This window comes from Kribbella sp. CA-294648, from assembly GCF_050943845.1.
Lineage (GTDB): Bacteria > Actinomycetota > Actinomycetes > Propionibacteriales > Kribbellaceae > Kribbella.
In genome coordinates this window covers 7,616,968-7,643,212 of sequence record NZ_CP191981.1, presented here as the reverse complement: position 1 = coordinate 7,643,212, position 26,245 = coordinate 7,616,968, and the positions used below count along the sequence as shown (strand labels likewise).

34 protein-coding genes are annotated in these 26,245 nt (G+C 67.8%); 23 read left to right on the top strand and 11 right to left on the bottom strand.

The features are described 5' to 3' along the window. The first annotated feature begins 73 nt into the window (after positions 1-73). From ACQPYM_RS36380 to ACQPYM_RS36325, 12 genes are all read left to right on the top strand, one after another. Entirely contained in the window at positions 74-412 is a 339-nt protein-coding gene (locus tag ACQPYM_RS36380; protein ID WP_433010031.1) for a winged helix-turn-helix transcriptional regulator, read from the top strand. A gap of 145 nt (positions 413-557) precedes the next feature. After that, complete coding sequence (gene infA / locus ACQPYM_RS36375; RefSeq protein ID WP_012923661.1) at positions 558-779, top strand: translation initiation factor IF-1; 222 nt, start codon at positions 558-560, stop codon at positions 777-779. A 29-nt stretch (positions 780-808) separates the two neighbouring features. Continuing rightward, on the top strand, positions 809-922 hold the full coding sequence (gene rpmJ / locus ACQPYM_RS36370; RefSeq protein ID WP_008361054.1) for a 50S ribosomal protein L36: 114 nt from the start codon (positions 809-811) through the stop codon (positions 920-922). Between the two features lie 186 nt (positions 923-1,108). Continuing rightward, a complete protein-coding gene (gene rpsM, locus ACQPYM_RS36365) occupies positions 1,109-1,480 on the top strand; it encodes a 30S ribosomal protein S13 (protein ID WP_012923660.1) in 372 nt (123 codons plus the stop codon). Between the two features lie 38 nt (positions 1,481-1,518). Continuing rightward, positions 1,519-1,926 (top strand): 30S ribosomal protein S11, encoded by a 408-nt coding sequence (rpsK, locus tag ACQPYM_RS36360; RefSeq protein ID WP_270136203.1) that lies wholly within the window; start codon positions 1,519-1,521, stop codon positions 1,924-1,926. A gap of 26 nt (positions 1,927-1,952) precedes the next feature. Then, entirely contained in the window at positions 1,953-2,561 is a 609-nt protein-coding gene (gene rpsD, locus ACQPYM_RS36355) for a 30S ribosomal protein S4 (RefSeq protein ID WP_020388082.1), read from the top strand. A gap of 106 nt (positions 2,562-2,667) precedes the next feature. Then, positions 2,668-3,693: a DNA-directed RNA polymerase subunit alpha gene (locus ACQPYM_RS36350; RefSeq protein WP_020388081.1), complete on the top strand. Its 1,026-nt coding sequence runs from the start codon at positions 2,668-2,670 to the stop codon at positions 3,691-3,693. A gap of 60 nt (positions 3,694-3,753) precedes the next feature. Continuing rightward, on the top strand, positions 3,754-4,458 hold the full coding sequence (gene rplQ / locus ACQPYM_RS36345; protein WP_433010026.1) for a 50S ribosomal protein L17, sunset domain variant: 705 nt from the start codon (positions 3,754-3,756) through the stop codon (positions 4,456-4,458). A gap of 83 nt (positions 4,459-4,541) precedes the next feature. Then, positions 4,542-5,354 carry a tRNA pseudouridine(38-40) synthase TruA gene (truA, locus tag ACQPYM_RS36340; protein WP_433010023.1) on the top strand — a complete coding sequence of 271 codons (813 nt, stop codon included), beginning with the start codon at positions 4,542-4,544 and terminating at the stop codon, positions 5,352-5,354. Beyond that, positions 5,347-5,967 (top strand): class I SAM-dependent methyltransferase, encoded by a 621-nt coding sequence (locus ACQPYM_RS36335; RefSeq protein ID WP_433010020.1) that lies wholly within the window; start codon positions 5,347-5,349, stop codon positions 5,965-5,967. The genes truA and ACQPYM_RS36335 overlap by 8 nt, the downstream gene beginning before the upstream one ends. 4 nt (positions 5,968-5,971) lie before the next feature. Next, on the top strand, positions 5,972-6,505 hold the full coding sequence (locus ACQPYM_RS36330) for a SigE family RNA polymerase sigma factor (RefSeq protein WP_433010017.1): 534 nt from the start codon (positions 5,972-5,974) through the stop codon (positions 6,503-6,505). Then, positions 6,498-7,253 (top strand): hypothetical protein, encoded by a 756-nt coding sequence (locus tag ACQPYM_RS36325; protein WP_433010014.1) that lies wholly within the window; start codon positions 6,498-6,500, stop codon positions 7,251-7,253. The genes ACQPYM_RS36330 and ACQPYM_RS36325 overlap by 8 nt, the downstream gene beginning before the upstream one ends. On the opposite strand, the gene ACQPYM_RS36320 is transcribed toward ACQPYM_RS36325, so the two are convergent. Together ACQPYM_RS36320 and ACQPYM_RS36315 are read right to left on the bottom strand one after the other, a co-directional pair. Then, positions 7,254-8,255 carry a hypothetical protein gene (locus tag ACQPYM_RS36320; RefSeq protein WP_433010011.1) on the bottom strand — a complete coding sequence of 334 codons (1,002 nt, stop codon included), beginning with the start codon at positions 8,253-8,255 and terminating at the stop codon, positions 7,254-7,256. Then, complete coding sequence (locus tag ACQPYM_RS36315; RefSeq protein ID WP_433010009.1) at positions 8,252-8,668, bottom strand: hypothetical protein; 417 nt, start codon at positions 8,666-8,668, stop codon at positions 8,252-8,254. The genes ACQPYM_RS36320 and ACQPYM_RS36315 overlap by 4 nt, the downstream gene beginning before the upstream one ends. Positions 8,669-8,740: 72 nt before the next feature. Between ACQPYM_RS36315 and ACQPYM_RS36310 the strand changes: the two genes are divergently transcribed. Beyond that, entirely contained in the window at positions 8,741-10,423 is a 1,683-nt protein-coding gene (locus tag ACQPYM_RS36310) for an ABC-F family ATP-binding cassette domain-containing protein (protein ID WP_433010006.1), read from the top strand. On the opposite strand, the gene ACQPYM_RS36305 is transcribed toward ACQPYM_RS36310, so the two are convergent. Genes ACQPYM_RS36305 through ACQPYM_RS36290 form a run of 4 tightly spaced genes read right to left on the bottom strand, consistent with a single transcriptional unit; the run spans position 10,369 to position 13,178 of the window. Continuing rightward, complete coding sequence (locus ACQPYM_RS36305; protein ID WP_433010003.1) at positions 10,369-10,956, bottom strand: GNAT family N-acetyltransferase; 588 nt, start codon at positions 10,954-10,956, stop codon at positions 10,369-10,371. The genes ACQPYM_RS36310 and ACQPYM_RS36305 overlap by 55 nt on opposite strands. A gap of 53 nt (positions 10,957-11,009) precedes the next feature. Then, entirely contained in the window at positions 11,010-11,570 is a 561-nt protein-coding gene (locus ACQPYM_RS36300; protein WP_433010001.1) for a CGNR zinc finger domain-containing protein, read from the bottom strand. 34 nt (positions 11,571-11,604) lie between these two features. Beyond that, the gene (locus ACQPYM_RS36295; RefSeq protein ID WP_433009999.1) at positions 11,605-12,627 is read right to left on the bottom strand and encodes a hypothetical protein; all 1,023 of its coding nucleotides are present in this window, start codon (positions 12,625-12,627) and stop codon (positions 11,605-11,607) included. Beyond that, a complete protein-coding gene (locus ACQPYM_RS36290) occupies positions 12,624-13,178 on the bottom strand; it encodes a TetR/AcrR family transcriptional regulator (RefSeq protein ID WP_433009997.1) in 555 nt (184 codons plus the stop codon). Before ACQPYM_RS36290 ends, ACQPYM_RS36295 begins: the two co-directional genes overlap by 4 nt. 131 nt (positions 13,179-13,309) lie before the next feature. Between ACQPYM_RS36290 and ACQPYM_RS36285 the strand changes: the two genes are divergently transcribed. Beyond that, on the top strand, positions 13,310-13,765 hold the full coding sequence (locus tag ACQPYM_RS36285) for a nuclear transport factor 2 family protein (RefSeq protein WP_433009994.1): 456 nt from the start codon (positions 13,310-13,312) through the stop codon (positions 13,763-13,765). Positions 13,766-13,831: 66 nt separating this feature from the next. On the opposite strand, the gene ACQPYM_RS36280 is transcribed toward ACQPYM_RS36285, so the two are convergent. Both ACQPYM_RS36280 and ACQPYM_RS36275 read right to left on the bottom strand, forming a co-directional pair. Continuing rightward, positions 13,832-14,293, bottom strand: a complete 462-nt coding sequence (locus ACQPYM_RS36280) for a DoxX family membrane protein (RefSeq protein ID WP_433009991.1) — start codon at positions 14,291-14,293, stop codon at positions 13,832-13,834. Between the two features lie 230 nt (positions 14,294-14,523). After that, positions 14,524-15,810, bottom strand: a complete 1,287-nt coding sequence (locus tag ACQPYM_RS36275; RefSeq protein WP_433009988.1) for a citrate synthase — start codon at positions 15,808-15,810, stop codon at positions 14,524-14,526. Positions 15,811-16,094: 284 nt separating this feature from the next. Here ACQPYM_RS36275 and rplM point away from each other — a divergent pair, with 284 nt between their 5' ends. Genes rplM through glmM form a run of 3 tightly spaced genes read left to right on the top strand, consistent with a single transcriptional unit; the run spans position 16,095 to position 18,451 of the window. Next, positions 16,095-16,538 (top strand): 50S ribosomal protein L13, encoded by a 444-nt coding sequence (gene rplM / locus ACQPYM_RS36270; protein WP_433009985.1) that lies wholly within the window; start codon positions 16,095-16,097, stop codon positions 16,536-16,538. Between the two features lie 37 nt (positions 16,539-16,575). Continuing rightward, positions 16,576-17,097 carry a 30S ribosomal protein S9 gene (gene rpsI / locus ACQPYM_RS36265; RefSeq protein WP_433009982.1) on the top strand — a complete coding sequence of 174 codons (522 nt, stop codon included), beginning with the start codon at positions 16,576-16,578 and terminating at the stop codon, positions 17,095-17,097. Positions 17,098-17,104: 7 nt separating this feature from the next. Beyond that, on the top strand, positions 17,105-18,451 hold the full coding sequence (gene glmM / locus ACQPYM_RS36260; RefSeq protein WP_433009979.1) for a phosphoglucosamine mutase: 1,347 nt from the start codon (positions 17,105-17,107) through the stop codon (positions 18,449-18,451). Between the two features lie 212 nt (positions 18,452-18,663). On the opposite strand, the gene ACQPYM_RS36255 is transcribed toward glmM, so the two are convergent. The 3 genes from ACQPYM_RS36255 to ACQPYM_RS36245 all read right to left on the bottom strand — a co-directional run bounded on the left by ACQPYM_RS36255 (position 18,664) and on the right by ACQPYM_RS36245 (position 20,467). Beyond that, positions 18,664-19,068, bottom strand: a complete 405-nt coding sequence (locus tag ACQPYM_RS36255) for a VOC family protein (protein ID WP_433009976.1) — start codon at positions 19,066-19,068, stop codon at positions 18,664-18,666. A gap of 14 nt (positions 19,069-19,082) precedes the next feature. Further along, positions 19,083-19,385: a hypothetical protein gene (locus ACQPYM_RS36250; RefSeq protein WP_433009974.1), complete on the bottom strand. Its 303-nt coding sequence runs from the start codon at positions 19,383-19,385 to the stop codon at positions 19,083-19,085. A gap of 65 nt (positions 19,386-19,450) precedes the next feature. After that, the gene (locus ACQPYM_RS36245) at positions 19,451-20,467 is read right to left on the bottom strand and encodes a LacI family DNA-binding transcriptional regulator (RefSeq protein ID WP_433009971.1); all 1,017 of its coding nucleotides are present in this window, start codon (positions 20,465-20,467) and stop codon (positions 19,451-19,453) included. A gap of 232 nt (positions 20,468-20,699) precedes the next feature. On the opposite strand from ACQPYM_RS36245, the gene ACQPYM_RS36240 reads away from it, so the two are divergent. From ACQPYM_RS36240 to ACQPYM_RS36215, 6 genes are all read left to right on the top strand, one after another. Next, a complete protein-coding gene (locus tag ACQPYM_RS36240; protein ID WP_433009968.1) occupies positions 20,700-21,929 on the top strand; it encodes a sugar ABC transporter substrate-binding protein in 1,230 nt (409 codons plus the stop codon). Between the two features lie 5 nt (positions 21,930-21,934). Then, a complete protein-coding gene (locus ACQPYM_RS36235; RefSeq protein ID WP_433009965.1) occupies positions 21,935-22,894 on the top strand; it encodes a carbohydrate ABC transporter permease in 960 nt (319 codons plus the stop codon). 132 nt (positions 22,895-23,026) lie between these two features. Then, the gene (locus tag ACQPYM_RS36230) at positions 23,027-23,842 is read left to right on the top strand and encodes a carbohydrate ABC transporter permease (protein WP_433009962.1); all 816 of its coding nucleotides are present in this window, start codon (positions 23,027-23,029) and stop codon (positions 23,840-23,842) included. A 25-nt stretch (positions 23,843-23,867) separates the two neighbouring features. After that, on the top strand, positions 23,868-24,653 hold the full coding sequence (locus ACQPYM_RS36225) for a ThuA domain-containing protein (protein WP_433009959.1): 786 nt from the start codon (positions 23,868-23,870) through the stop codon (positions 24,651-24,653). Next, positions 24,646-25,749, top strand: a complete 1,104-nt coding sequence (locus tag ACQPYM_RS36220) for a Gfo/Idh/MocA family protein (RefSeq protein WP_433009956.1) — start codon at positions 24,646-24,648, stop codon at positions 25,747-25,749. Before ACQPYM_RS36225 ends, ACQPYM_RS36220 begins: the two co-directional genes overlap by 8 nt. Before the next feature lie 69 nt (positions 25,750-25,818). After that, complete coding sequence (locus ACQPYM_RS36215) at positions 25,819-26,196, top strand: hypothetical protein (protein ID WP_433009953.1); 378 nt, start codon at positions 25,819-25,821, stop codon at positions 26,194-26,196. The last annotated feature ends 49 nt before the right edge of the window (positions 26,197-26,245 follow it).

Genomic DNA, 26,245 nt, shown 5'->3' with positions numbered 1-26,245 from the left:
ACTTGCCGCTGAGCTATAAAGTCGACAAGTACCTACTAATTAGTCAGGTACGCACCGAAAGGTAAGGATGAAGATGGCTGCCGTCCGGCCGTACACCTGTGGACTCGACGCCGCCGCCGACGTGATCGGCGGGAAGTGGAAGCCGCGGATCCTCTGGGCCCTGCACCACGGGCCGCGGCGGTTCGGCGAGCTGCGCAAGGAGGTCACCGGGGTGACCGAGAAGATGCTGATCCAGCAGCTGCGCGAGCTGGAGAGCCGCGACATCGTGCACCGCGAGGTGTTCCACCAGGTTCCACCGAAGGTCGAGTACTCTCTGACTGAGCTCGGTGAATCGCTCAACATCGCGTTGATGCCCCTCGATCAGTGGGGCGCCGACCACATGACCGAGATCGAGGCCTCCCGGCCCTGCTAGGCCGGTCGCAGGCCCCGATTGGGTTTTTCGTGGGTGTGTGGCGTAAACTCTTCCCTTGGCCCTTCGTGGCCTCTTCTCGTGCTGCCCAGGGCGGCACGGGGGCGAAGTACCACCATTCAGTTGTCGTCTACAGAAGTGCGAGGACATGCCCAAAAAAGAGGGAGTAATCGAACTCGAGGGCACCATCGTCGAGGCCCTGCCGAACGCGATGTTCCGTGTTGAGCTGTCCAACGGGCACAAGGTGCTCGCGCACATCAGCGGCAAGATGAGGCAGCACTACATCCGGATCCTCCCCGAGGACCGGGTCGTCGTGGAGCTGTCGCCGTACGACCTCACCCGGGGTCGCATCGTCTACCGGTACAAGTAACCAAGCCACCTGTCGAAGAAAGAAGCTCGATGAAGGTCAATCCGAGCGTCAAGAAGATCTGCGACAAGTGCAAGGTGATCCGCCGTCACGGCCGGGTCATGGTGATCTGCGAGAACCCGCGGCACAAGCAGCGGCAAGGCTGATTCAGCCCCACTCGAGCAGGACACGGCACTTTCGCACCACAGCGCGCACGCTCGTCCAGCACAGCAACAGGCTGGATGCTGCCCCCGGAACAGAGGCCGGGGCCTTGCCGGTGATCAACAATTCACCGAGGCGGGCAAGGACGCGGCGCGCCACCACACCTCTGCCGACGAAAGGAACACCGCCACATGGCACGCCTCGTAGGAGTTGACCTTCCGCGCGACAAGCGCATCGAGGTCGCTCTCACCTACATCTTCGGTGTAGGTCGTACTCGCGCCCTGAAGACGCTCGAAGCCACCGGCATCTCCGGTGACAAGCGCGTCCACGAACTGGGCGACGAAGAGCTGGTCAAGCTCCGGGACTGGATCGAAGGCAACTACAAGATCGAAGGTGACCTCCGTCGCGAGGTGACCGCGGACATCCGCCGCAAGATCGAGATCGGGTCGTACCAGGGTCGCCGGCACCGCAGCGGCCTGCCGGTGCGTGGTCAGCGCACGCGGACCAACGCCCGTAGCCGTAAGGGTCGTCGCAAGGCGATCGCCGGCAAGAAGAAGAAGTGACCCGGATGACCGTCGACCACCCCAGGAGTAGCTGACCTATGCCTCCCAAGAGCCGCACCGCGGCCGGCGCCAAGAAGGTGCGCCGCAAGGAGAAGAAGAACGTGGCCGTCGGCCACGCGCACATCAAGAGCACGTTCAACAACACGATCGTGACGATCACCGATCCGACCGGCGCGGTCATCTCGTGGGCCTCCGCCGGCACCGTCGGCTTCAAGGGCTCGCGCAAGTCGACCCCGTTCGCCGCGCAGATGGCTGCCGAGGCAGCCGGCCGGCGCGCGATGGAGCACGGCATGAAGAAGATCGACGTCTTCGTCAAGGGCCCCGGCTCCGGCCGGGAGACCGCGATCCGTTCGCTGGGTGCGGTCGGCCTCGAGGTCGGCACCATCCAGGACGTCACCCCGACCGCCCACAACGGATGCCGCCCGCCCAAGCGGCGCCGGGTCTGATCCCAGAGAGAGGCAGGTAGCTAACAATGGCCCGTTACACCGGACCCATGACCAAGAAGTCGCGCCGTCTCGGGGTCGACCTCGTCGGTGGCGACAAGGCGTTCGAGCGTCGTCCGTACCCGCCGGGTATGCACGGCCGCGGCCGTCCCAAGGAGAGCGAGTACCTGCTCCAGCTTCGTGAGAAGCAGAAGGCTCGGTACGCCTACGGCGTGCTGGAGAAGCAGTTCAGCCTGTACTACAAGGAGGCCTCGCGGCGTCCTGGTAAGACCGGTGACAACCTGCTGATCATCCTCGAGTCCCGCCTGGACAACGTCGTGTACCGCGCCGGACTGGCCCGGACCCGTCGTCAGGCGCGTCAGCTCGTCGTGCACGGTCACTTCACCGTGAACGGCATCAAGGTGAACATCCCGTCGTACCGCGTTTCGGCGCACGACGTGATCGACGTCCGGCCGAAGTCGGTCGAGATGACGCCGTTCATCATCGCCAGGGAGACCCACTCCGAGCGAGTGGTTCCGGCCTGGCTCGAGGCGCTGCCCGAGCGGCTGCGGATCCTCGTGCACCAGCTGCCCACCCGGGCACAGATCGACACCCAGGTCGCCGAGCACCTGATCGTCGAGCTCTACTCGAAGAACTGATCCCGTCGCCGCCGGCGGCCTCACGGCTGCCGGCGGCGCGGGTCGTTTCTTCACTCTCTGCGACCTCAAATAGTGGTCGTCGCGGATCTAGAAGGAAGAACACACAGTGCTTATTGCGCAGCGTCCCACCCTGGCCGAAGAGGTCGTCGACGAGCACCGCTCGCGGTTCGTGATCGAGCCGCTGGAGCCGGGCTTCGGTTACACCCTCGGCAACTCCATCCGCCGTACCCTGCTGTCGTCCATCCCGGGCGCGGCGGTGACCAGCATCAAGGTCGACGGGGTACTGCACGAGTTCTCCACCGTCGCCGGGGTGAAGGAAGACGCCACCCAGCTGATCCTGAACCTCAAGGACCTGGTGGTTTCCTCCGAGCACGACGAGCCCGTCACCATGTACCTGCGCAAGCAGGGCCCCGGTGACGTGACCGCCGCCGACATCGCGCCGCCGGCCGGTGTCGAGGTGCACAACCCGGACCTGAAGATCGCCACCCTGAACGAGAAGGGCCGGCTCGAGATGGAGCTGGTCGTCGAGCGGGGCCGTGGTTACGTCTCCGCGGTGCAGAACAAGTCCGCGGACGCCGAGATCGGCCGGATGCCGGTCGACTCGATCTACTCCCCGGTCCTCAAGGTCACCTACAAGGTCGAGGCGACCCGGGTCGAGCAGCGCACCGACTTCGACCGGCTGGTCGTCGACGTCGAGACCAAGCCGTCGATGCTGCCCCGCGACGCCGTCGCGTCGGCCGGTAAGACCCTGGTCGAGCTGTTCGGCCTGGCCCGTGAGCTGAACGTCGAGGCCGAGGGCATCGACATCGGCCCGTCGCCGGTCGACGAGCAGATGGCGGCCGACCTGGCCCTGCCGGTCGAGGACCTGCAGCTGACCGTCCGGTCCTACAACTGCCTCAAGCGTGAGGGCATCCACACCGTGGGTGAGCTGATCTCGCGCAGCGAGCAGGACCTGCTGGACATCCGCAACTTCGGCTCCAAGTCGATCGACGAGGTCAAGCTGAAGCTGGCCGAGATGGGCCTGTCGCTGAAGGACTCGCCCCCCGGCTTCGACCTGCGCGCCGCCGCTGAGGCGTACGGCGACGACGCCGAGGACGAGGACGAGAGCTTCGCCGAGACCGAGCAGTACTGAGCTAGCACGGCCCATCCAAGGCCCGCACCCCGGGCCTGAGATTTCCTGGAGTAAAGAGAGATGCCTACCCCTACTAAGGGATCCCGCCTCGGCGGCAGCGCGGCGCACCAGAAGCTGATCCTCAGCAACCTGGCCACCTCGCTGTTCGAGCACGGCTCGATCACGACCACCCACGCCAAGGCCAAGCGCCTGCAGCCGCTGGCCGAGTCGATGATCACCAAGGCCAAGCGCGGTGACCTCACCTCGCGCCGTCAGGTGATGAAGCGGATCCGCGACAAGTCCGTCGTGCACGTGCTGTTCACCGAGATCGGTGAGCGGTACGCCGACCGTCCGGGTGGTTACACCCGGATCATCAAGCTCGGCCCCCGCAAGGGCGACAACGCCCCGATGGTGAAGATCGAGCTCGTCGAGGCGCTGGCGGACTCGCCGAAGGCCAAGGCGGCGGCGAAGAAGGCCGCCCCGGCCAAGAAGGCGACCGCGAAGAAGGCCGCTGCCAAGGACGAGGCCAAGGCTGACGAGGCCCCGGCCGAAGAGGCCAAGGTCCAGGACGTCGTCGCGGGCAAGTACGAGGGCTCCGCGGCCCCGCTGGCCGGCGGCGCCGCTCCTGAGGGCTACGACATCAAGGGCAACGAGAACTCGATGAAGTACCACACCACCGAGTCGCCCTGGTACGAGCAGACCGAGGCCGAGGTCTGGTTCAAGACCGAGGAGGCCGCGGCGGCGGCCGGCTTCGCCAAGGCCGGCGAGTCCGAGGACGACAAGTAACACCTGCTTCACACCGGTGGCGCCCCTTCGCTTTCGAGCGGAGGGGCGCTGCTGCGTTGGATTGCCCTGCGTTAGATTGGCCTGTGCGCTGGCGGATCGATCTCAGGTATGACGGCACCGAATTCCACGGCTGGGCCCGTCAGGAGGGCCTCAGGACCGTGCAGGGGGTGCTCGAGCAGTCCCTAGCCACCGTCCTGCGGCAACCCGAGTTGCCGACGGTGACCTGCGCCGGCCGGACCGACACCGGAGTCCACGCCAGAGGCCAGGTGGTGCACGTCTGGCTGCCGGAGGGTGTGGTCGCCCGCAACCTGGTGCACCGGCTCAACGGCGTACTGCCGGACGATGTCTGGGTGAGCGGGGCCGCTGAGGCTGCGGAGGGGTTCGATGCCCGGTTCTCGGCCTTGTGGCGCCGCTACGTCTACCGGATCTGCGACCACCCCGCTGCCAGCGACCCGCTGACCAGGAACCACGTACTGCGGGTCCTGCAGCCGCTCGACGTGGACCGGATGAACGAGGCCTCGGCGCGGCTGCTCGGTGAGCACGACTTCGCCGCCTTCTGCAAACGCCGGGTCGGTGCGAGCACTGTCCGTGCCCTGCAGGAGTTCAGCTGGCGACGGACCGCTCCAGGTCTGGTGGAGGCCACAGTGATCGCTGATGCCTTCTGCCACTCGATGGTGCGGGCGCTGGTGGGCTCCGTAGTACCGGTGGGGGATGGGCGGCGCGACGTGGACTGGCCGGCCACTGTGCTGGCGGCACGGGTGCGGGACTCGGCAGTGACCGTACTGCCCGCTCATGGGCTCACCCTGGAAGAAGTGCGATACCCGGCAGACGAAGAACTGGCCGCGCGGGCCGTAGAGGCTCGCGCCGTCAGGGGAGAGGTGCACACGCGTGGCTGACCACTACTTCTCGGCAGAGCCGACGTCAGCCGACGTACGGCGTACTGTCGAGGCCCAGATCTGGGGGAAGGACTACACCTTCACCACGGCGACCGGTGTCTTCTCCCGGGACCGCCTGGATCGCGGTACGTCGATCCTGCTGCGGGAGGCCCCAGCTCCGACCAGTGGCGGCACCTACCTGGACCTGGGCACCGGCTACGGGCCGATCGCGTGTGCCCTGGCAGTGGAGGACCCCAAAGCGCAGGTCTGGGCGGTCGACGTGAACACCAGGGCGCTGGAGCTCACGGCGGAGAACGCCAAGGCGGCCGGGGTCGCCAAGCGGGTCCACCCCGCGCTGGTGGACGACGTACCGGCGGACGTGCGGTTCGACCAGATCTGGTCGAACCCGGCGATCCACATCGGTAAACCGGAGCTGCACAAGATGCTGCTGCACTGGCTGGCTCGGCTTGCCCCTGGCGGCGTGGGATGGTTCGTCGTCGGCAAGAACCTCGGTGCGGACTCGCTGCAGCGCTGGCTGACCGATCAGGGCTACCCCTGTGACCGGATCGGCAGCGCGAAGGGCTTCAGGGTCCTGCGGGTGACTGCAACGAACGAGGACCCAGCGCCGTCCTGAGGGTATGGAGGCAGCCTTGGCAACAGGCGAGGTGCAGTCCGGCGCGATCGACTTCGAAGTCTGGGTGACCGAGAAGGCGGACGCGCTGCTGCGGTTCGCCTATGTGCTGACAGGCGACCACCAACTGGCGGAGGACGCCGTCCAGGACGCGCTGACGACCGCCTGCGCGCGCTGGGCGCGGGTCAGCCGGGCCGACGACCCTGAGGCCTACGTGAAACGGATGGTGGTCAACGCACACATCTCCTGGTGGCGGCGCTTCCGTCGCCGGGAGGCGCCGGTAGAGGACCCGACGAGGACCACAGCCGCCGCTCCCGACGGCACTGCCAACAGGGCCGACGCGGAAGCCGTCTGGGCACTCTGCGCGACGCTGCCGGACAAGCAGCGCGCTGCCGTCGTACTGCGCTTCTACGAAGAACTCTCGTACGCCGAGATCGCAACACTGCTGCACTGTGCGGAGGCCACGGCCAGATCGCATGTGCATCGGGCACTGGCCGTTCTGAAGGACACGCTGAGCAAGGAAGGAGCCGAGGATGCCTGAGCCGGATGAGCAAGAGCTCGGCCCGCAGCTCGCGGACGCCTTCCAGAGCAAGGCCCACAGCATCCAGGGCCGCCGGCCCGCCAGCTTCGCCAGTGAAGCGCGCAGGCGGGTCCAGCAGCGGCGGCACCGGCTGACCATGGCCGCCGCGGCAGTGGTGGTAGTAGCGGCCATCGGCGGCGTGTGGGGCGCCATCGGCGGTCCATCGCCCATGCCGACGAGTTCCAGCGACAGCGCCGGCAGTGCGGAGGGCCACGGCAACAAGAGCGCGCCCGAAGCGCCCACAGCCATCGACGGATGTCCGCCCCAGCACCCGATCCTCAACGCCCCCGGCCACGAGGCCGTGCCGCCGGGGACCGGTCTTGACCTGGACACTCCGGTCTTCGGGCTGCAGGCCTGCCGGTACTCGCTGGTGCCCGGCAACCAGCTACTGCTCGGCACGGCCACCTTCACTGCGACCACCGCCCGCCAGGTTGTCGACGCGATCAAGGGGCTGCCGGAGCGCAACCCGGCACTCCCGGCGTTCAAGTGCACCGCCGAGCTGGCCAGGCCGAAGGAGGCGATCGTGCTGCGCTTCGATACCGCGACCGGCGTCCGCGAGGTCTGGGTCGGGTACGACGGCTGCGCGTCGGCCGGGTTCTTCACCGGCACCCGGACGTACGGGCTCTACGCCGCACCGCTCAAGCTCATCCTCAAGGACGGCGTCCGGCCCACCAGTGGCGTGTATCTCGACCACCTCAAGGGCTGGTAGCTACTCCCGCGCCTGACTCTGGTCCCGTCGCTGCGGCAACTGCCGCACGTTGTCCGGTACGGCGTTGTCGCGGCCGGCGCGGTACGACTCCCCGGGCAGTCCACTGCCCAGGAACTTCCGTAGGTGCTCTACGTCTGCTGCCGGCTGAGCCTGCGCGAGGGCTGCGTCCCGGTACTTGTTCTCGAGGTCGGCCACCGTCGTACTCAAGGCCGTGACTGCCAGCTGAGCGGCCTGGTGACCTCCGATGGACTTGCTGACGTCGGAGTGCACCTCGCTGCTCTGCAGGGTTCCGACCGTGGCCAGATGGGGTCGCATCGCGTTGATCAACTGGGTCCGGACAGCGTCGCGATCCTGAGCGGGCAGCACGTCGGCCATCCGCTGGTCGATCGCCAGATCGGCGATGGCGGCCAGGCGCTGCGTGCGATCGGCGCCGTCCAGCGTCTCGAGCACCTGGCTCTGGGACAGGCCGGTGACGTTCGCCGTACCGCGGACCAACTCGTCGACCGTCGCCGTGTACGCCGGGTACGAGTTGATCGACTCGGTGGTGAGCAGCCCGGGCTGGTACTGGTCCATGCCGATGTCCTGGATCACCGCGTCAACCTGCTCGTGCGCCCAGTTCTCGGTCAGTCCCTCTTCCAGCGCCAAGGCGTCGGGGGCGTATACCGGCGTCGCGCCGGGAGCACTTTCGTCCCCGAGCGCGTGGGTCAGGTGCTTGGCCTCGTGGACCACGGTGAGCACCGCGTCCCGGGCCTCGATCAACTCGTCCTCGGTGAGCGGCCGGCCGGCCCCGTACGCCTTGCCTGCCGCGGCGAGCACCTTGGCGGTGTTAACGGTCATCCCACCGCCGTCCAGGGCGCTTCCCGCGGCGTTCGGCCGGGTGTCCTCGTACAGGTCGCCGTTCCAGCGGGACGGCCGGCCGGTCAGTCTCTCCACCGACCGGACGACACTGCTCACCCAGGCGTACTCCGGGCTGTCGCGCGGGATCAGCCGTCCGGCGCTCATCCGTTCCGCAAGTTGTCGATCAGCCGCACCAGCGGGCTGGTGAGCCGGCGGATCGCGCCGGCCTCGCGGACCGGGGCCTGGTCGGCGAGTTCGCCGATCCGCTCGACGGTCTGCTCCAGTTGCGGGATCCGGGCGTCAGCCGGTCCGTCGCCGTCGATCGCCCGGGCGAACAGGATCTGGGCCTGCCGGAACTGCTCGCTGGTCGCCGTCGCCGGGCCGGCCAGCAGGCGGGGCAGGGAGCCGGCCCGGAACCGGGCGCGTTCGCGGCCGCGAACGTCTTGGACCTGCTCGGCCATCGCCAGCAGTCGCGCGGTCTCGGCCTCGATCACCTCGGGTGCGGCGCCCTTGAGGTCGGCCAGCAAGCGCCGCAACTCGGCTTCGACGGTCTCGGGACGGACCGGGTTGTCGTTCATCAGGCTCCCTGTTCGGTCAGGGAGAACGATAACCGGTCGCGGTCGCGTCGGCCGGGCGGTCAGACTGGGGGCATGGGTCATGTGGAGGTCGCGGGGATCGGGTTCGAACTACCGGACGGGCGGGTGCTGCTGGACGACATCACCTTCCGGGTCGGCGACGGCGCCAAGGTCGCGCTGGTCGGCGCCAACGGATCCGGCAAGACCACGCTGACCAGGATCATCGCCGGCGACTTGAAGGCGCACAGCGGCAGTGTCGCGCGGTCCGGCGGGCTGGGCGTGATGCGGCAGTTCGTCGGTTCGGTCCGCGACGAGACGACCGTCCGCGACCTGCTGCTCGGGGTCGCGCCGGACCGGATCCGGGAGGCCGCAGCCAAGCTCGACCAGGCCGAGGTGGCGATGATGGAGGCCGACGACGAGAAGACCCAGCTGCGCTACGCCCAGGCGGTGTCCGACTGGGGCGAGGTCGGCGGCTACGACGCCGAGGTGCTCTGGGACGTCTGCACGATGGCCGCGCTGGGCATCCCGTTCGACAACTGCCGCTGGCGCGAGGTGAAGACGCTGTCCGGCGGGGAGCAGAAGCGCCTGGTGCTGGAGGCCCTGCTGCGCGGGCCGGACGAGGTGCTGCTGCTGGACGAGCCGGACAACTATCTCGACGTACCGGCCAAGCGCTGGCTCGAGGAGCAGCTGAACGCGACCCCGAAGACGGTGCTCTACATCAGCCACGACCGTGAGCTGCTGGCCAACACCGCGACCCGGATCGTCACCGTCGAGCTAGGGGCCGCAGGCAACACCGTGTGGACGCACGGCGGCGGCTTCCGGTCGTACCACGAGGCGCGCAAGCAACGGTTCGAACGGCTGGAGGAGCTGCGCCGCCGCTGGGACGAGGAACACGCCAAGCTCAAGGCCCTGGTACTGCGGTACAAGATCAAGGCGGCCTACAACGACGGGCTGGCGTCGGCGTACAAGGCGGCCCAGACCCGGTTGCGCAAGTTCGAGGAAGCCGGGCCGCCCGAGGCGATCCCGCGCGAGCAGAAGGTCAGCATGCGGCTGACCGGCGGCCGGACCGGCAAGCGCGCGGTCGTCTGCACCGGCCTCGAGCTGACCGGCCTGATGAGCCCCTTCGACCTGGAGGTCTGGTACGGCGAACGCGTGGCCGTCCTGGGCTCGAACGGTTCGGGCAAGTCGCACTTCCTGCGGCTGCTCGCGAACGGCGGCTCCGATCCCGATGTCGAGCACCGGCCGGTCGGCGAGATGGTGATCCCGTCGGTCGCGCACACAGGTAACGCCAAACTCGGCGCGCGCGTCCGGCCCGGCTGGTTCGCGCAGACCCACGAGCACCCCGAGCTGGCCGGCCGGACGCTGCTGGAGATCCTGCACCGCGGCGACGACCACCGTGACGGGATGGGCCGCGAGCTGGCCTCCCGCAAGCTCGACCGGTACGAGTTGGCGCATGCCGCCGAGCAGACCTTCGACTCACTGTCGGGAGGTCAGCAGGCCCGGTTCCAGATCCTCCTGCTGGAGCTGTCCGGCGCCACCCTGCTGCTACTCGACGAACCGACCGACAACCTCGACGTCGAGTCTGCCGAAGCACTGGAGGAGGGCCTGGACTCCTTCGACGGAACGGTTCTGGCGGTCACCCACGACCGCTGGTTCTCCCGCGGTTTCGACCGCTACCTGGTGTTCGGCAGCGACGGCAACGTCTACGAGTCGCCGGAACCGGTCTGGGACGAAGGCCGGGTCGAACGCGCCCGCTGAGGGCGGTCGATGCGGTAGACGTAGTGCAGCGGGTCGTCGATGGGGTTGTCGGGCTCCATCGGGCCCTCTGCCACGCGGTGGAAGCCGGCCCGTTCGAGGGCCCGCCAGGACGGGCGGTTCCCGGCCACGACGGCGACGATGATCGCGTCGGTGTCGCGGTAGTTGGTCCAGGTTTCCGCCACCAGAGCAGCGATCATCGCCGTACCGACGCCTCGGTTGGTGTCGGCGGACTCACCGATCAGGTAGTCGATCGTTGCCGCTTCGGCCGGTACCTCGGTGAGGGCCTGGAACTCGGTCAGGTACTCCGGATAGTCGGCGAGCTTGCTGCGCTGGACCAGGCCGATGGGCTTGCCGTCCTGGAGGACCAGCAGGTCTTCTGACGGTTCGCCGCCGTCCGCCGCGGTGCCGAAGTCGCGTTCGAGCGCCTCCGGCGTGGTCTCGTGATTCCACCAGCGGGCGACGTGCGGGTTCGCCAGCCAGTCGGCCAGCAGCGGGAAGTCCGCTCTGGTCAGGCGCCGGAAGGTGTAGGCCATGGGTTCCTCCTGCTGCGAGGTGCTGACGGTAAAAGCATAAATTTACCGTCAAGCTATTTCGTTGCCAGCCGCTGCTGGTAGCGGGCCTGGCGAGCTCGCTGGCTGCAGGAGGAATGGCAGAAGCGGCGTCGGCCATGGTGCCGGACGAACAGCATCCGGCAGTCCTCACCGGCACAGCGGGCCAGCACCGAACCATCGGTCGCGAGCCCGATCGTCTCCGTGGCCAACTCGGCCAGCAGCCGAGTCGTGCCGGTGCTCGACGAGTCGGCGGCTCTCCGGGGAACCCCGCCCGCCGGCCACTCCATCCGCACCGAGGAGTGCGCCTGAGCTGCGCAATCATTGACGGACGCGACCGATTCATAGCCAGGGTGCTTGCCATCGGCAAGTGCCGCCAGCACCTGGTGAACGTGGTCGCGGAAGTCCCGCACCCGCCCGAGATCCCGCGCTGGTACGCCGGCCGGCCGCCGCCGGCCGTGCAACCGGGCGTACTCGGCGAACCACCCGTTCATCAGCTCGGCCGTGCGCAGGAAGTCGACGATCACGCCGTCATCGTCGTACCGGGTGTTGGCGAACTCGACCGCGAGTGGCTCGGTTCCCAGGAGCGGGTAGTCCATGGGACTGACGATACCGCCTGGAATTTACCGTCAGTCAGAGATTGCTGCACCACGTCTCGCGGTAGGCGGTCCAGTTGGCTTCGGTTGCGGCGAAGTCGACGTAGAGGGCCAGGCCGAAGTTCTTGCGGTCGGACTTGCCGAGGCCTAGCTGGGCGCCGCGGACGGCGGCCTCCACGGTCTCGGCCGAGCCCCGGTGGGAGATGTTGTCCTCCCAGTAGAACGGCACGCCCATCAGCAGGTCCACGTGGTCAGGCGTCGCCTCCAGCGCCATCTCGGTCTGCTGCGCCACATAGCCGCCGTACAGGGACTCCAGCGGTGTCCAGGTGTCGTACGACATCACCGCGATCTGCTCGACCCGGCTCGCCACCTCGGTGAAGTACGACTTCGTCCACCACTTGCTCATCCCGGTGACGGCGAGCAGTACGCCGTTCATGCCGGGCGCCGGGTTGAGTTGCGGGGCGGCGACGGACAGCGGCGCCTTCCGCGCGGACGTCATCGTGTGGACCTGATCCAGCAACCGCAGGAAGCCCGGCGAGCCGGACTGCAGTGGTTCCAGGTCGAAGTGGATCCCGTCGAAGCCCTGGTCGAGCACGGCGCTGGAGGTGGTGGTCACCCGATCGCGCACGGCCGCGTCCTCCAGGTCCATGCCCGGGTTCTTCTCAGGCTGCACGACATCACCGAGCCAGGCCTGCACCCGGATCGTCGGCATCGCCTGGTGCACGGCCTCGGTGAACCACCGGGCCTTCGGCGAAACCTTTGCCAAGGGCAACGATCCGTCGTGTTCCAGCGGTCCGGTGTGCACATAGAGGTCGCGGATCCCGGTGCCCTCCAGCCGCTTGGCCAGTGCCGTGATGTCCGCCGCCGACTTCCGTCCGTCCACCCAGGCGTGCCCGAGCCAGATCGCGTCCTGACCACGCGTCGTCGCGGTGGCCGCCGGATCACCCGAGTAGGCGATGCGCCAGGTCAGCGCCAGTACGCCGTACGGGACCGTGACGAGGAGAACCAAGACCAGTGGGATGAAGACGAGTGCGCGGCGGCGGCGCGACCACCTCTTCATCGGCGACGCAGGCCGTCGAAGAGCAGGTTCAGCATCCGGGAGCGGACCTCCGCGGTCAGGCCGGCCGCGGTCGCGCCGCGGGAGGCGCCGATCAGCAGCGCGTAGACCTCGGGGAACTCGGCGTCGCCGCGCACCTGGCCGCTCTTCTTGGCCCGCTCGAGCAACTGGCCGAAGGCCTCGCGCATGCTCGCACCGGCCTGCTTGGCGTCGTCGCCGACCACCGCACCGGCCGCGATCAGAGCGTCCCCGACGGCCAGCTTGGAGGCCGCTTCGGCGACCACCTGCTCGAAGAAGGCGAAGAACGCGGCGCCGGCGTCGTCCTCTCCGGCCAGCTCGATCGCCCGGTCGCGGAGGCGTTCGAGCCGCAGCGTGAGAACGGCTTCGAGCAGGTCGACCTTGGTCGGGAAGTGCCGGAACACGGTCGCGATGCCCACCTCGGCGAGCTTGGCGACCTCGTCGGTCGAGGCGTTGGGCGACCGGCCGAAAACCTCCTCGGCGGCGGTCAGGATCCGGACCCGGTTGTCCCGGGCGTCCGCACGCAACGGCCTCATCGCACTCCTCGCAGTGGTGGCACCCGACAGCCTAAGAGACGTTCGGGAGGCCGAAAGAGTTGTCAACGGAGTGGCCACTCCGTATATTCGGAGTCATCACTCCGCTTAATCTGCCGTGAGGACAACCCCCGATGACTCCTGAAGAGGTCTTCCTGCGCCTGGTGCACGGTGTCGCCGACCGCGATCTCGAGGCGCTCCCGGCCCTGTACGCCGAGCAGACCGACGTCCGCCACCCGATGTCGCCGTACGGCGCTCACCCGCTGCTCAGCCGCGACGCGCTGCGCGAGCACTTCACCGGGACCGGGCCGCGAGTGGCGGAGGTGGTCCAGTTCCAGCCGGACGCGATCCGGGTCCACCGGACCCAGGACCCGGAGGTGATCGTGGCCGAGTTCGACTACGCCGGCTCGGTGATCGCGACGGGGGAGGAGTTCCGGGTGCCGTGCGTTTTCGTCCTGCGGGTCCGCGACGGGCTGATCGTCGAGTCGCGCGACTACATCGACCACGTGGCGATGGCCCGCGCCCGCGGCCGGCTCGACCAACTCATCGCAGTACTGCGGGAACCGGCGCCGGAGCGGGACGCGTCGTAGTACCCAGAAGCGCACGAACGGCCCCGGTCCCCTGGCAGCGCAGCCGGACCGGGGCCGTTTCCAAGCTCAGGCAACGCGCTCGCGCAGCGGCGTCGCGGACAAGACCTTGGCGGCGATCACCAGGCCGGCGGCGGCCAGCACGATGTCCTTGAACACGTACTGCGCTTCCAGCGTCGGCGTCCCCGGGAACAGATCGCCGAAGAACAGCACCAGCGGCGACATGATCCCCACCAGCGAGAAACCCAGCACCAGCAACCCGGTGCGGAGCAGCTTGCCGGTGATCAGCGTGATCCCGATGAAGCACTCCAGCGCGGCCGTCAGCAGGAGCGCTCCCTGCCCACTGATCACGCCGAGCGTGAGGGTGTCGATGGTCCGGATGACGAGCGCCTCGGCCGGGCTGGCGCCGGGGAAGAACTTCAGTGCCCCGAAGGCCAGGAAGACCAGGCCGAGACTGATCCGCAGGATGTCGATGCTCTGCCGGCCGAGCCAGCCGGACAAGTTGTTGCTCTTGGCAATTAACGCGTTCATGGCGAGGTCTCCCGATTCGCAAGCTGATCTGACTGCTTCAGCCTCGCGAAAACACCCCCTCCACCGCGTCGGGCCGACAGCGGCACTTGCGGTACCGCAGCCGCGGTAGGAGGCGTACTCCGAACCGGCCCGCTCGGCGTAGACCTAGGGGTTGCCCTGATGCTGTGGGGAGTAGCAGAACGGCCCCTCGACCGTGCTGGTCGAAGGGCCGTTCGGGTGGAGCGGGTGGGTCAGCGGTCGCCCATCGGGACGTACTGGACGCCACGGGCGCCGGTGTAGATCTGCTTCGGACGGGCGATCTTCTGGTCGGTGTCGCCGAGCGACTCCAGCCACTGGGCCAGCCAGCCCGACGTCCGCGGGATGGCGAACAGCACGGTGAACATCTCCGGCGGGAACTGCAGGGCCTCGTAGATCAGGCCGGAGTAGAAGTCCACGTTCGGGTAGAGCTTGCGGGAGACGAAGTACTCGTCCTCCAGCGCGATCTTCTCCAGCTCGACGGCGATCTTCAGCAGCGGGTTGATCCCCGTCACCTCGAAGACGTCGTCGGCGGCCTTCTTGATGATCTTGGCGCGCGGGTCGTAGTTCTTGTAGACCCGGTGGCCGAAGCCCATCAGCCGCTCTTCGCCGTTCTTCACGCCCTCGATGAACGACGGCACGTTGTCGACCGAGCCGATCCGGCGCAGCATCTTCAGCACCGCCTCGTTGGCGCCGCCGTGCAGCGGGCCGTAGAGGGCGGCGATGCCGCCGGTGACCGCGGAGTACGGGTCGACCTGGGTGGAGCCGATCGCCCGGACCGCGTTGGTGGAGGCGTTCTGCTCGTGGTCGGCGTGCAGGATGAACAGGATCTCCAGCGCGCGCACCAGCCGGTCGTCGGCGGCGTACTTGGGCTCGCTCATCTTGAACAGCATCGACAAGAAGTTGGCCGCGTAGCTCAGCTCGTTGTCGGGGTAGACGTACGGCTTGCCCTGGGCGTGCCGGAAGGAGAACGCGCCCAGCGTCGGCATCTTGGCGATCAGCCGGCGGATCTGCAGCGCCCGCGACTGCTCGTCGAAGATGTCGCGCGACTCGGGGTAGAAGGTGGACAGCGCGCCCACCGAGGCGAGCAGCATGCCCATCGGGTGCGCGTCGTACCGGAAGCCCTGCATGAAGGTCTTCAGGTTCTCGTGCACGAACGTGTGATACGTCACGTCGTGCACCCAGGCTTCGTACTCCACCTTGTTCGGCAGCGCGCCGTTCACCAGCAGGTACGCGACCTCGAGGTAGTTCGACTGCTCGGCGAGCTGCTCGATCGGGTAGCCGCGGTACTCCAGGATGCCCTTGTCGCCGTCGATGAAGGTCACCGAGGAGCGGGTCGAGGCGGTGTTGACGAAGCCGGGGTCGTAGGTGGCCAGGCCACCGTCTCCGTCGGTTGCACTGATCTGCTTGAGATCAGCGGCACGGATGGTGCCATCGGTGATGGCAAGGTCGTAGTCCTTGCCGGTCCGGTTGTCCCGGACGGTGAGCGACTGTTCGGTCACAATGCCCTCTTCGGAAGCTGGCGTCATCGCCGGAGTGAGTGAGGGTATCGTCGCCGGCGGAACGCGGATCGGACTGCAATCTTCACCGCTAAACTAGTGCGGTCCCGGGCTGCTTCCAAGCCGGGGTCCCCTCCCGTCGCGGGCTCGCTTTGACCCCGAGGCGTCCACGCCGGTATTCTGGGCTGCTGTTGTGCGTTCCTGGTCCTCGCCGGTGTGATTGCGGGCCGCTCGCCGACGTACCAGTTCTAGATTTGTCAACCTCTGAGAAACGAAGGTCAACGACCGTGCGCACGTACAGCCCGAAACCTGCTGACGTCACCCGTGAGTGGCATGTGATCGACGCCACCGACGTCGTGCTCGGTCGGCTCGCCGTCCAGATCGCCACCCTGCTGCGTGGCAAGCACAAGCCGACGTTCGCGCCGCATGTCGACGGCGGTGACTTCGTCGTCGTCATCAACGCCTCGAAGATCGCGCTGTCCGGCAACAAGCGGACCGACAAGCTGGCCTACCGCCACTCGGGCTTCCCGGGCGGCCTGACCTCCACCCCGGTCGGCGAGATCCTGGACAAGGACCCGCGCAAGGCCGTCGAGAAGGCTGTCTGGGGCATGCTCCCGAAGAACCGTCTCAGCCGGAAGCTGCTCGGCAAGCTGAAGGTGTACGCCGGTCCGGAGCACCCGCACACGGCCCAGCAGCCGAAGCCGTTCGAGATCACCCAGATCGCTCAGTAGTAGCGATCGACGAGCCAGGTAAACGAGGATTCCCAGCGTGAGCGACATCACCACCGAGACCGACGACCTCGACATCGAGGTGCCCATCGACACCGAGGGCCCGGTTGCCTACACCTCCGAGACGAACCCGAGCCCGGAGCAGCGCGCCGAGTCCGGTCGCGTCGCGGTGATCAACCCGGCCGGTGCCACCGGTCGCCGCAAGGAGGCCGTGGCGCGCGTCCGGCTCATCCCGGGGACGGGCAACATCACCGTCAACGGCAAGCCGATCGACGTCTACTTCCCGAACAAGGTTCACCAGCAGCACGTGAACGAGCCGTTCGTGGTGGCGGGCCTCGAGGGCTCCTACGACGTCATCGCCCGGATCAACGGCGGCGGCATCACCGGCCAGGCCGGTGCGCTGCAGCTCGGGATCGCCCGTTGCCTGAACGCCGCCGACGAGGAGGCGAACCGTCCGGGTCTGAAGAAGGCCGGTCTGCTCAGCCGCGACGCGCGGATCAAGGAGCGCAAGAAGGCCGGTCTCAAGAAGGCCCGTAAGGCTCCGCAGTACAGCAAGCGCTGATCACCTGATGTCGCGTTTGTTCGGCACGGACGGAGTCCGTGGCCTGGCGAACGTGGATCTCACCGCGGAGCTGGCGCTCGACCTCTCGGTCGCGGCAGCTCACGTACTCGGCGAGGCCGGTGCCTTCGAAGGGCACCGGCCACGCGCCGTTGTGGGGCGGGATCCTCGGGCCAGTGGTGAATTTCTCGAAGCAGCCGTGGTGGCCGGTCTGGCCAGCGCCGGCGTCGATGTCGTCCGGCTCGGCGTGCTGCCGACCCCGGCCGTCGCCTACCTGACCGGCTCGACCGGTTCCGATCTCGGCGTGATGCTGTCCGCCAGCCACAACCCGATGCCCGACAACGGCATCAAGTTCCTGGCCCGTGGCGGGATCAAGCTCGACGACGTGATCGAGGACGCGATCGAGGTCCGGACCGGTGAGGAGTGGCAGCGCCCGACCGGTGCCGCCGTCGGTCGCGTGCTCGACGACGGGCACGGGTTCGAGACCTATGTCTCGCACCTGGTCCGGTCCGCCCCCAACCGGTTCGACGGTGTGAAGGTGGTCATCGACTGCGCCAACGGCGCGGCCTCGCTGACCGCACCGGAAGCCCTGCGCCGGCTGGGTGCCGAGGTCATCACGTACGCCGCGGCGCCCGACGGCCTCAACATCAACCTCGACTGCGGTTCGACCCACATGGAGGGTCTGCGCCGCGAGGTGATCGGGCACGGCGCCGACCTGGGCATCGCCCTCGACGGTGACGCCGACCGCTGCCTGGCCGTGGACGCGGCCGGCGAGCTCGTCGACGGCGACCAGATCCTGGCCGTGCTCGCCCTGGCGATGCGCGACTCGGGCCGGCTGTCCAACGACACCGTGGTGGCGACCGTGATGAGCAACCTGGGCTTCGTCCAGGCGATGGTCCGGGAGCGGATCGCGGTCGAGCAGACCAAGGTCGGCGACCGCTACGTGCTGGAAGCCATGAAGGCCGGCGGCCACAAGCTCGGCGGCGAACAGTCCGGCCACGTGGTCCTGTCCGACCACGCGACCACCGGCGACGGCACGCTCACCGCCGTCATGCTGCTCGCCCGGATGGCCCAGACCGGCAAGCCACTGGCCGACCTGGCCTCGGTGATGACCCGCCTGCCGCAGGTCCTCGTCAACGTCCCCAACGTCGACAAGACCCGGGCCGGCACCGACCCCGACGTACAGGCCGCGGTTGCGGCCGCCACCGCCCGTTTGGGTGACAGCGGTCGCGTCCTGCTGCGTCCTTCGGGCACGGAGCCGTTGGTCCGCGTCATGGTCGAAGCCGAGTCGTCCGACACCGCCCACGAGGTCGCCCACACCCTCGCCGGCATCGTGGAGACGTCGCTCAAGCTCTGACCCGCACCACCCCCGCACCACCCGAACCCCGCCGACGCTCGCGTCGGCGGGGTTTCGCTTTTGCGCGGGCGGACCCCCACGCCATCAACCGCCCCGCCCAGCTCCCGCCAGGCCGCCGCCAGCCGCTGCACCAAGCGTCGCCTCGGCGGAGATCCTCGCCATTGATGGCCTGGAGCTCCGCTGAACGGTGCTCCCGACTCTGAAACGCCGTTTCAGCTCGGCACAGCAGTGACCTGCCAGAGGTGCTGGTCGGGGTCGGCGAAGCTGGCGGTGTAACCCCAGGGCTGCTGGGCGGGTGGGATGACGATCTCGGCGCCGGCCTCGCGAGCCCGGTCGACGTGCTGGTCGACCTCGGCGTCGGTGGCCGCGCTCAGGGCAAGGATGCATTCGGTGACGCCGGGATCCGCGACCTTGCGCCCGCCGATCACCCAGCCGAAGCCGCCGGTCGGGATCAGCATCAGCCGCATCCCGTCGTTGACGACGAACTGCAGCGGCTCCGGCAGACCGTCCTCGGCCAGTTCGCCGATCGGTTCGAACCCGAGCCCGGCGCCGTAGAACTCGAACGACCGCTGCCGGTCGGCGATCGGCAGACAGACGATGACAGGTGAACTGCTCATGGTGCAGAGCCTCCTCAGGCTGTGGTGAAACGGGAACTGGGCGCGCCGGAGACGCGACCGGGCGGCAGCTTGCGGCCGCAGAGTACGAGCAACAGGTCCTGCGCGCTGCCGGACAACTCCTGCTGCCCCGAACCTAGGGACCAGTCGAGGTCATCGGCCCGCAGTACGACGTCCTGCAGGTCGGCACCGAAGTACTTGACGTTCTTGGACTTCATCCCGTCCAGCACGAGCTGCAGGCGGTCCAGGGGAACGCGGCGGTCGAGACCCAGGGCAACCGTGATGTCGAGCCCGTGGATGACTTCTCGGACGTCCGTCATCACAACCCCTTCCTCGAAAGGCACTCTCTGCCCTACCGACGAACGGGTTGCTCCCGAACGGACAGCTACTCCGGCGGTGGCGCGGTGGTTTCGCCGACGTGGAGCCGGGCGGGAATCAGGTGCGGCGGGGGAAGGGGGGCGGCGCCCTCGAGCTGGCGGATCAGCGCCTGCGTGCCGAGCTGACCGAGCTCGGGGCCCGGGGTTCGCATGAAGGTGAGTTCCGGGTTCGAGAGCGCCCCGGTATCAGGGGCCATCAGCAACGACAGCACCGAGATCTCGTCCGGGACGCGACGGCCGAGCCGGTTCAGGCCGGACATCACGCCGAGTGCGGAGTACTCGTTCAGTACGACGACGGCCGTCGTCTCCGGGTGGTCGCGCAGCAGCCTGGTCGCGGCGCCCTGGCCGGCGCGGGTCGAGTCGGCGCAGGCCAGTACGACGGTCTCGATGCCGTAGTCCGCCGCGACCCTGCGATAGGCGGCCTCCGATCGCACGTACGGCCCGTAGGTACGGAATCTCGGGTCGTCCAGATCGCCCGAGATCAGCACCAGGCGGCGATGCCCGAGGCCGTACAGGTAGCCGATCGCGTCCTCGACGGTGGTGTCGAAGTCGATGTCGACGTGGGACAGGCTCTCCAGTGTGGTGGTCCGGCCGATCAGCGCGAACGGCGTCCCGGTCCTTTGCAGCACCTCGATCCGCGGATCGTCCAGCTGGACCTCCATCAGCACGACTCCGTCGACCAGCGACTGCCCGACCAGTTCGGTGAGCTCGCCCCCGTCATTCCCGACCGGCCACAGCACCAGGTGGTAGTCCTGCTTGCGGGCCGCGTCGGCCGCGCTGGTGAAGAACTCCGCCGCCGAGAACCCGAACCGGTGGTCCAGGGCCGGATACGCCATCGCGATGATCCGGGTACGCCGGCTGGCCAGCGCGCGGGCGACCACGTTGCGGCGGAACCCGAGCTCGGTCATCGCCTGCTCGATCCGCTGCCGGGTCGCCGGCGTCACCGGTTTGGTGTCGTTGAGCACGAAGGAGACGGTGGCGATGGACACGCCCGCACGCTTCGCCACGTCCCGCATGGTCACCATCGGTCGCCCTCCACCTCACTTCCGTTGTCCGGTCCACACCCTGCCAGCTGGACGGCGCCGAGCCCTTGACAGCCGTGTGACGTAGGGAACATAGTCCCTGACTACGCGGCTAGTTAACCGCTTTGCCGCCAGGTCCACAACAGCTCGGAGAAGTTTCCCGCGATCCGTGGTTAAGCGCTTGACCAGCGTGGCCATCGGTTCTCTCACCGGCCCACCGAAGGAGTGCAATGTCATGATCACGCAGCGGATCACCGCGGCTCTGGCGGGTGCGACGGCCCTGTCGCTCGTCATCGCCGGCTGCGGCGACAGCGGCGACAACGCGTCGTCCTCGTCCACCGGCAGCGTCAGCAGCCTGACGATCCTGGACTACTACAACAACGACCCCGACAAGGCGCTGGTGCAGAAGGGGCTCGACTCCTGCGCCACCCAGCTGGGCATCACCATCCAGCGCGAGACGGTGCCTGGTGACACCTTGATCGCGAAGGTCCTGCAACAGGCTTCGTCGAAGACGCTGCCCGACGTACTGATGCTGGACAACCCCGACGTCCAGCAGATCGCCGCCACCGGTGCGCTGGCGCCGTTGAACGACCTGGGGCTGACCGGGGACGGCGTCATCCAGGGCATGAACGACGCGACGTCGTACCAGGGCAAGCTCTACGGGCTGGCGCCGGTGACCAACACGATCGCGCTGTTCTACAACACGCAGATGCTGCAGGAGGCCGGGGTCCAGCCGCCGAAGACCTGGGACGAGCTGAAGGCCGCGGCCAAGAAGCTCACCAAGCCCGGCCGGTACGGAATCGCCTTCAACGCCAATGCGACGTACGAAGGCTCGTGGCAGTTCCTGCCGGCGATGTGGACCAACGGCGGCGACGAGACGGATCTGAAGAGCCCGCAGGTCGCGGAAGCGCTGCAGTTGTGGGTGGATCTGGTGCAGTCGGGTTCGGCCTCGAAGAGCGTGATCAACTGGACCCAGGGTGACGCGAAGGACCAGTTCGTGGCCGGCAAGGCCGCGATGATGGTGAACGGCCCGTGGCAGATCCCGGCGCTGGCGAAGGCCCCGAACGTCAAGTGGGACGTGGTCACCTTCCCGCTGAACAAGCCGGACCAGACGCCGGTCGCCCCGCTCGGTGGTGAGGCCTGGACGGTCCCGCTGAACAAGGACCAGGCCAAGCAGCAGAAGGCCGCCGACTTCGTGAAGTGCCTGAACTCGGACGAGAACGAGCTGGCCTGGGCGAAGGCCCGGTTCACCATCCCGACCAAGACCGCACTGCTCGACCAGTACGTCAAGGAAGTGCCGTCGATGAAGGCCTTCACCGAGCAGGTCAAGACCGCCCGCGCGCGGACCGGCAAGCTCGGCGAGAAGTGGCCCGAGGCCGCCAAGGTGATCTACCAGGCGATCGCGCTGGCACTGACCGGGAAAGCCTCCGCGCAGGACGCCTTCAAGCAGGCTTCCGGCGGCTGATCGCGATGGCCCAGGCGACGTTGACTCGCAAGGACGCCGCGGCGTCCGGCCCCGAGCCTGTCCGCAGGTCTCGGGGGCGGCGCCACCGCGGTGAGGATCTGACCAAGATCCTGTTCGTGGCGCCGGCCGCGCTGGCGATGCTGGCGCTGTTCGGGTACCCGGTGGTGAAGAACCTGATGATGAGTCTGCAGGACTACGGCCTGCGGACCTTCTTCACCGGGCAGGCGCCCTGGGTGGGACTGCGCAACTACTCGGCCGTGGTCCAGGACCAGTTGTTCTCGCAGGCGATGGTGAACACGGCGTTGTTCACCATCGGCTCGATCGCGTTCCAGTTCACCGTCGGACTCGGGCTGGCGCTGTTCTTCCGCCGCCGGTTCCCGCTCGGTGGTCTGCTCCGGTCGCTGCTCCTGCTGCCGTGGCTGCTGCCGCTGATCGTGTCGAGCGCGACCTGGCGCTCGATCCTCGAGCAGGACAGCGGGATCCTGAACCGCAGCCTGACCTGGCTCGGCGTCATCGACGATCCGGTGCCGTGGCTCAACTCGCCGTCGGTCGCGCTGATCGCGGTGATCGGGGTGAACATCTGGATCGGCATCCCGTTCAACGTCACCCTGCTGTACTCCGGACTGAGCGAGATCCCGGACGAGCTGTACGAGGCCGGGCAACTCGATGGCGCCACCGGCTGGCAGGCCTTCCGCTACATCACCTGGCCGAACCTGCGCGCCGTGGCCAGCGTGCTGCTGGTGCTCGGCGTGGTTTACACGATCAAGGTGCTGGACATCATCCTCGGCCTGACCGGCGGCGGCCCGGCCAACGCGACCCAGACGCTGGCCACCCAGTCGTACGAGCGGTCGTTCATCGACTTCAAGTTCGGTGAGGGCGCGGCGCTGAGCAACATCCTGATCGCGATCTCACTGGCCTTCGCGGTCCTCTACCTGCGCGCCACCCGACGCGCCATCGACGAATAGGAGGGGTACGACGATGTCTGTGCTTTTGGCCTCGCCTCCGGCTCGGCGGGTCATGGGGCTTAACTCCCGCCCTTCCCTCGTCACTCCGGTCGCTTCGCTCCCTCCATTCCTCAGTCCAGGGCGGGAGGCCCCATGACCGACTCGACTGTTCGTCGCGGGATCTACACCGTGATCGGCGTACTGATCCTGTGCGTGATGCTGTTTCCGGTCTACTGGATGGTCAACGCTTCGCTGCAGCCGTCCGGGAACACCTTGACCGCCGGCCTGTTGCCGCTGGATCCGAGCTTCGCCGGCTATCGGCGGGCGCTCAGCGAGCAGGGCGAGAACCTGCTCACCAGCGTGATCATCGCGGGCGGCACGGTGGTCCTCTGCCTGGCGGTCTCCGCGCCCTGTGCGTACGCGTTGTCGCAGTTCCGCTCCCGCTGGGTGGGGATCGGGCTGCTGGCGATCCTGGTCTCGCAGATGATCCCGGGCATCGTGATCGCCAACGCGCTCTACACGGCGTACGAGCGGCTCGGCCTGCTGAACTCGATTCCGGGGCTGATCGTGGCCAACTGCAGCAGCGGGATCCCGTTCGCGATCCTGATCCTGCGGTCGTTCATGTTGTCGCTGCCGCCATCCCTGGTGGAGGCCGCGCGGGTGGACGGCGCCGGACTGTTCCGGGCCTTCGTCGCGATCGTGCTGCCGATCAGCAAGAACTCCCTCATCACCGCCGGGCTGTTCACCTTCCTCTTCGCCTGGAGTGACTTCCTCTTCGCTCTCACGCTCACCACCAAGGGTGACGTGCGGCCCGTCACGCTGGGGATCTACCAGTACCTCGGCACCCAGGTGCAGAACTGGAACGCGGTGATGGCCACCGCGGTCCTCTCGGCGATCCCGGCCATCGTGCTGCTGGTCGCCGCCCAGAAGTACATCGCCGCCGGCGCCATCGGTGGCGCCGTCAAATGACCCTCGACAACCAAGGACGAAACTGATGACGATTCGGGTACTCGTATGGGGCGAGAACCGGCACGAGCAGGTCGAGCCGCACGTCGCCGAGATCTACCCCGACGGCATGCACACGACGATTGCCGAGGGCATCGCCGAGAACCTCGGCGACACGGTCGAGGTCGGTACGACGACCCTCGACGAACCCGAGCACGGCCTGACCGAAGAGGTGCTGGCCACCACCGACGTACTGGTCTGGTGGGGGCATGCCGCGCACGGTGAGGTCGAGGACAAGGTGGTCGACCGGGTGTATCAGCACGTGCTGTCGGGCATGGGCCTGCTGGTCCTGCACTCGGGCCACTGGTCGAAGATCTTCGGCAAGCTGATGGGCACCACCTGCACCTTGCGCTGGCGCAGCGAGCAGGATCGCGAGCTGGTCTGGACGGTGAACCCGACGCACCCGATCGCGCGGGGCATCCCGCACCCGATCGTCATCGAGCAGCAGGAGATGTACGGCGAGTTCTTCGACATCCCGGTGCCGGACGAGCTGGTCTTCGTCTCCACCTTCAGTGGCGGCGAGGTGTTCCGGTCCGGCTGCACGTTCCGTCGCGGCCACGGCAAGATCTTCTTCTTCTCGCCCGGTGACCAGGACTACCCGGTGTACCACCACAAGGATGTCCGCAAGGTGATCGCCAACGGGGTGGAGTGGGCCAAGACCGACCTGCCGGAGCGAGCGCTGCCGACGTTGCTGCGGTACGAGACCGGTGACTTCTTCAACGGCCACGGTTACGCCGGCCCCATCGAGTCCGATGAAGAGCGTGCCGATGCCTGAACCCCTGCGGCTCGTCCAGGTCGGTGCCGGAGGGATGGGCCGGGCCTGGCTTCGCACCATCAAGGAGAACCCGGACGTCGTCCTGGTCGGGCTGGTCGACCTCGATGTCCCACTGTCGCGTGCGGTAGCCGACGAGCACGGGTACGCCGAAGTACCGGTGGCCGCGTCGCTCGACGAGCTGGCAGAGCAGGTCGGCGCCGAGGCGGTGATCGACGTGACGGTTCCGCTTGCGCATCCCGTGGTCAGCGTCGATGCGTTGCTGCGTGGGTTGCCGGTGTTGTGCGAGAAGCCGTTGGCCGAGACGGTTCGCGAATGCCTGACGATGGTCGCGGCCGCGGAGGCCGGCGGTCAGTTGCTGATGGTCTCGCAGTCCCGCCGGTACTTCCGGACGGGCGAAGCCTTCGGGCGGCAGTTGGCTGAGCTGGGTGCGGTCGGTTCGTTGTCGTGCGAGTTCTTCAAGGCGCCGCGGTTCGGCGGCTTCCGGGAGCGGATGGCCGAGCCGCTGCTGGTCGACATGGCGATCCACCAGTTCGACCTGGCCCGCAAGCTGATCGGTACGGAGCCGCTGTCGGTGTACTGCGACTCCTACAACCCGGACTGGAGCTGGTTCGACGGGAACGCGGCCGCGGACGCCGTCTTCACCTTCGACGGCGGAGCCCGCTTCGTCTTCACCGGAAGCTGGTGCGCCCCCGGCCTGGAAACCTCCTGGAACGGCCGCTGGCGAGCGAGCTCCGCCAGCGGCACCGCCATCTGGGACGGCGACTCCGCCCCCACCGCGGAACTCACTACCGGCGAACCAGTACCGGCCCACGTCGGCAACGAACCAGAAGAAATCGCCGGCTCCCTGGCCGAATTCGTCCACGCCTTACGAACCGACAGCAAACCCCAGACAGAGGTCCACACCAACGTCCTCAGCGTCGCCATGGTCGAAGCCGCCGTCCGCTCCTCGGCCTCCGGCACCCCCGTCCGCATCGCCGACGTCCTCACCACCGCCCACACCGAAGCCCTCGAATCCACCCCACCCGGCCCGATCCACGACGTCCTCACCTCCTGGCCCTCAATCCACCAGGTAGTAGGCCTCCCCGAAAAAGACTGACACCGTTCACCTGCCAGGCACTTCCGCAGCCTGGCAGGTGGGGAGAATGGCTGCGGGGAGGTGACCTGAATGATCGACTGGCGGCAGCTATCGCCTGTCGCGGTGTTCAGTTTGCTGGCCACCGCGGGTGGTGTCGTCCTGCTCGCCTATCCCTCCGACTTCGCCGCCGACCGCGCCAACCAGGTCCTCGTCGCCGGCATGATGTCCATCCCCGCCTCGCTCCTCATCGGCATCGGACTCCTCGCGCTCGGCGTCTCACCGCGGCGACTCCGCTGGCTGGTCCCCACCGCAGTAGTGGCCACGGCCGCGTCCCTGGTCGTCGCACTTCAGTTGGCGGGAACGCTCTGGATCAACCTGCTGATTGTTGCCGCCGAACTCATCGTCCTCGCCGCCCTGGGCATTCTGTTCGCCCTCCTCGACCGCCGACGGCGTAGTACAAGCGATTGAACGGGGTGGTTGGTTGTGGGTGGGGGAACCGGAGTGTTGGATGAGGTTT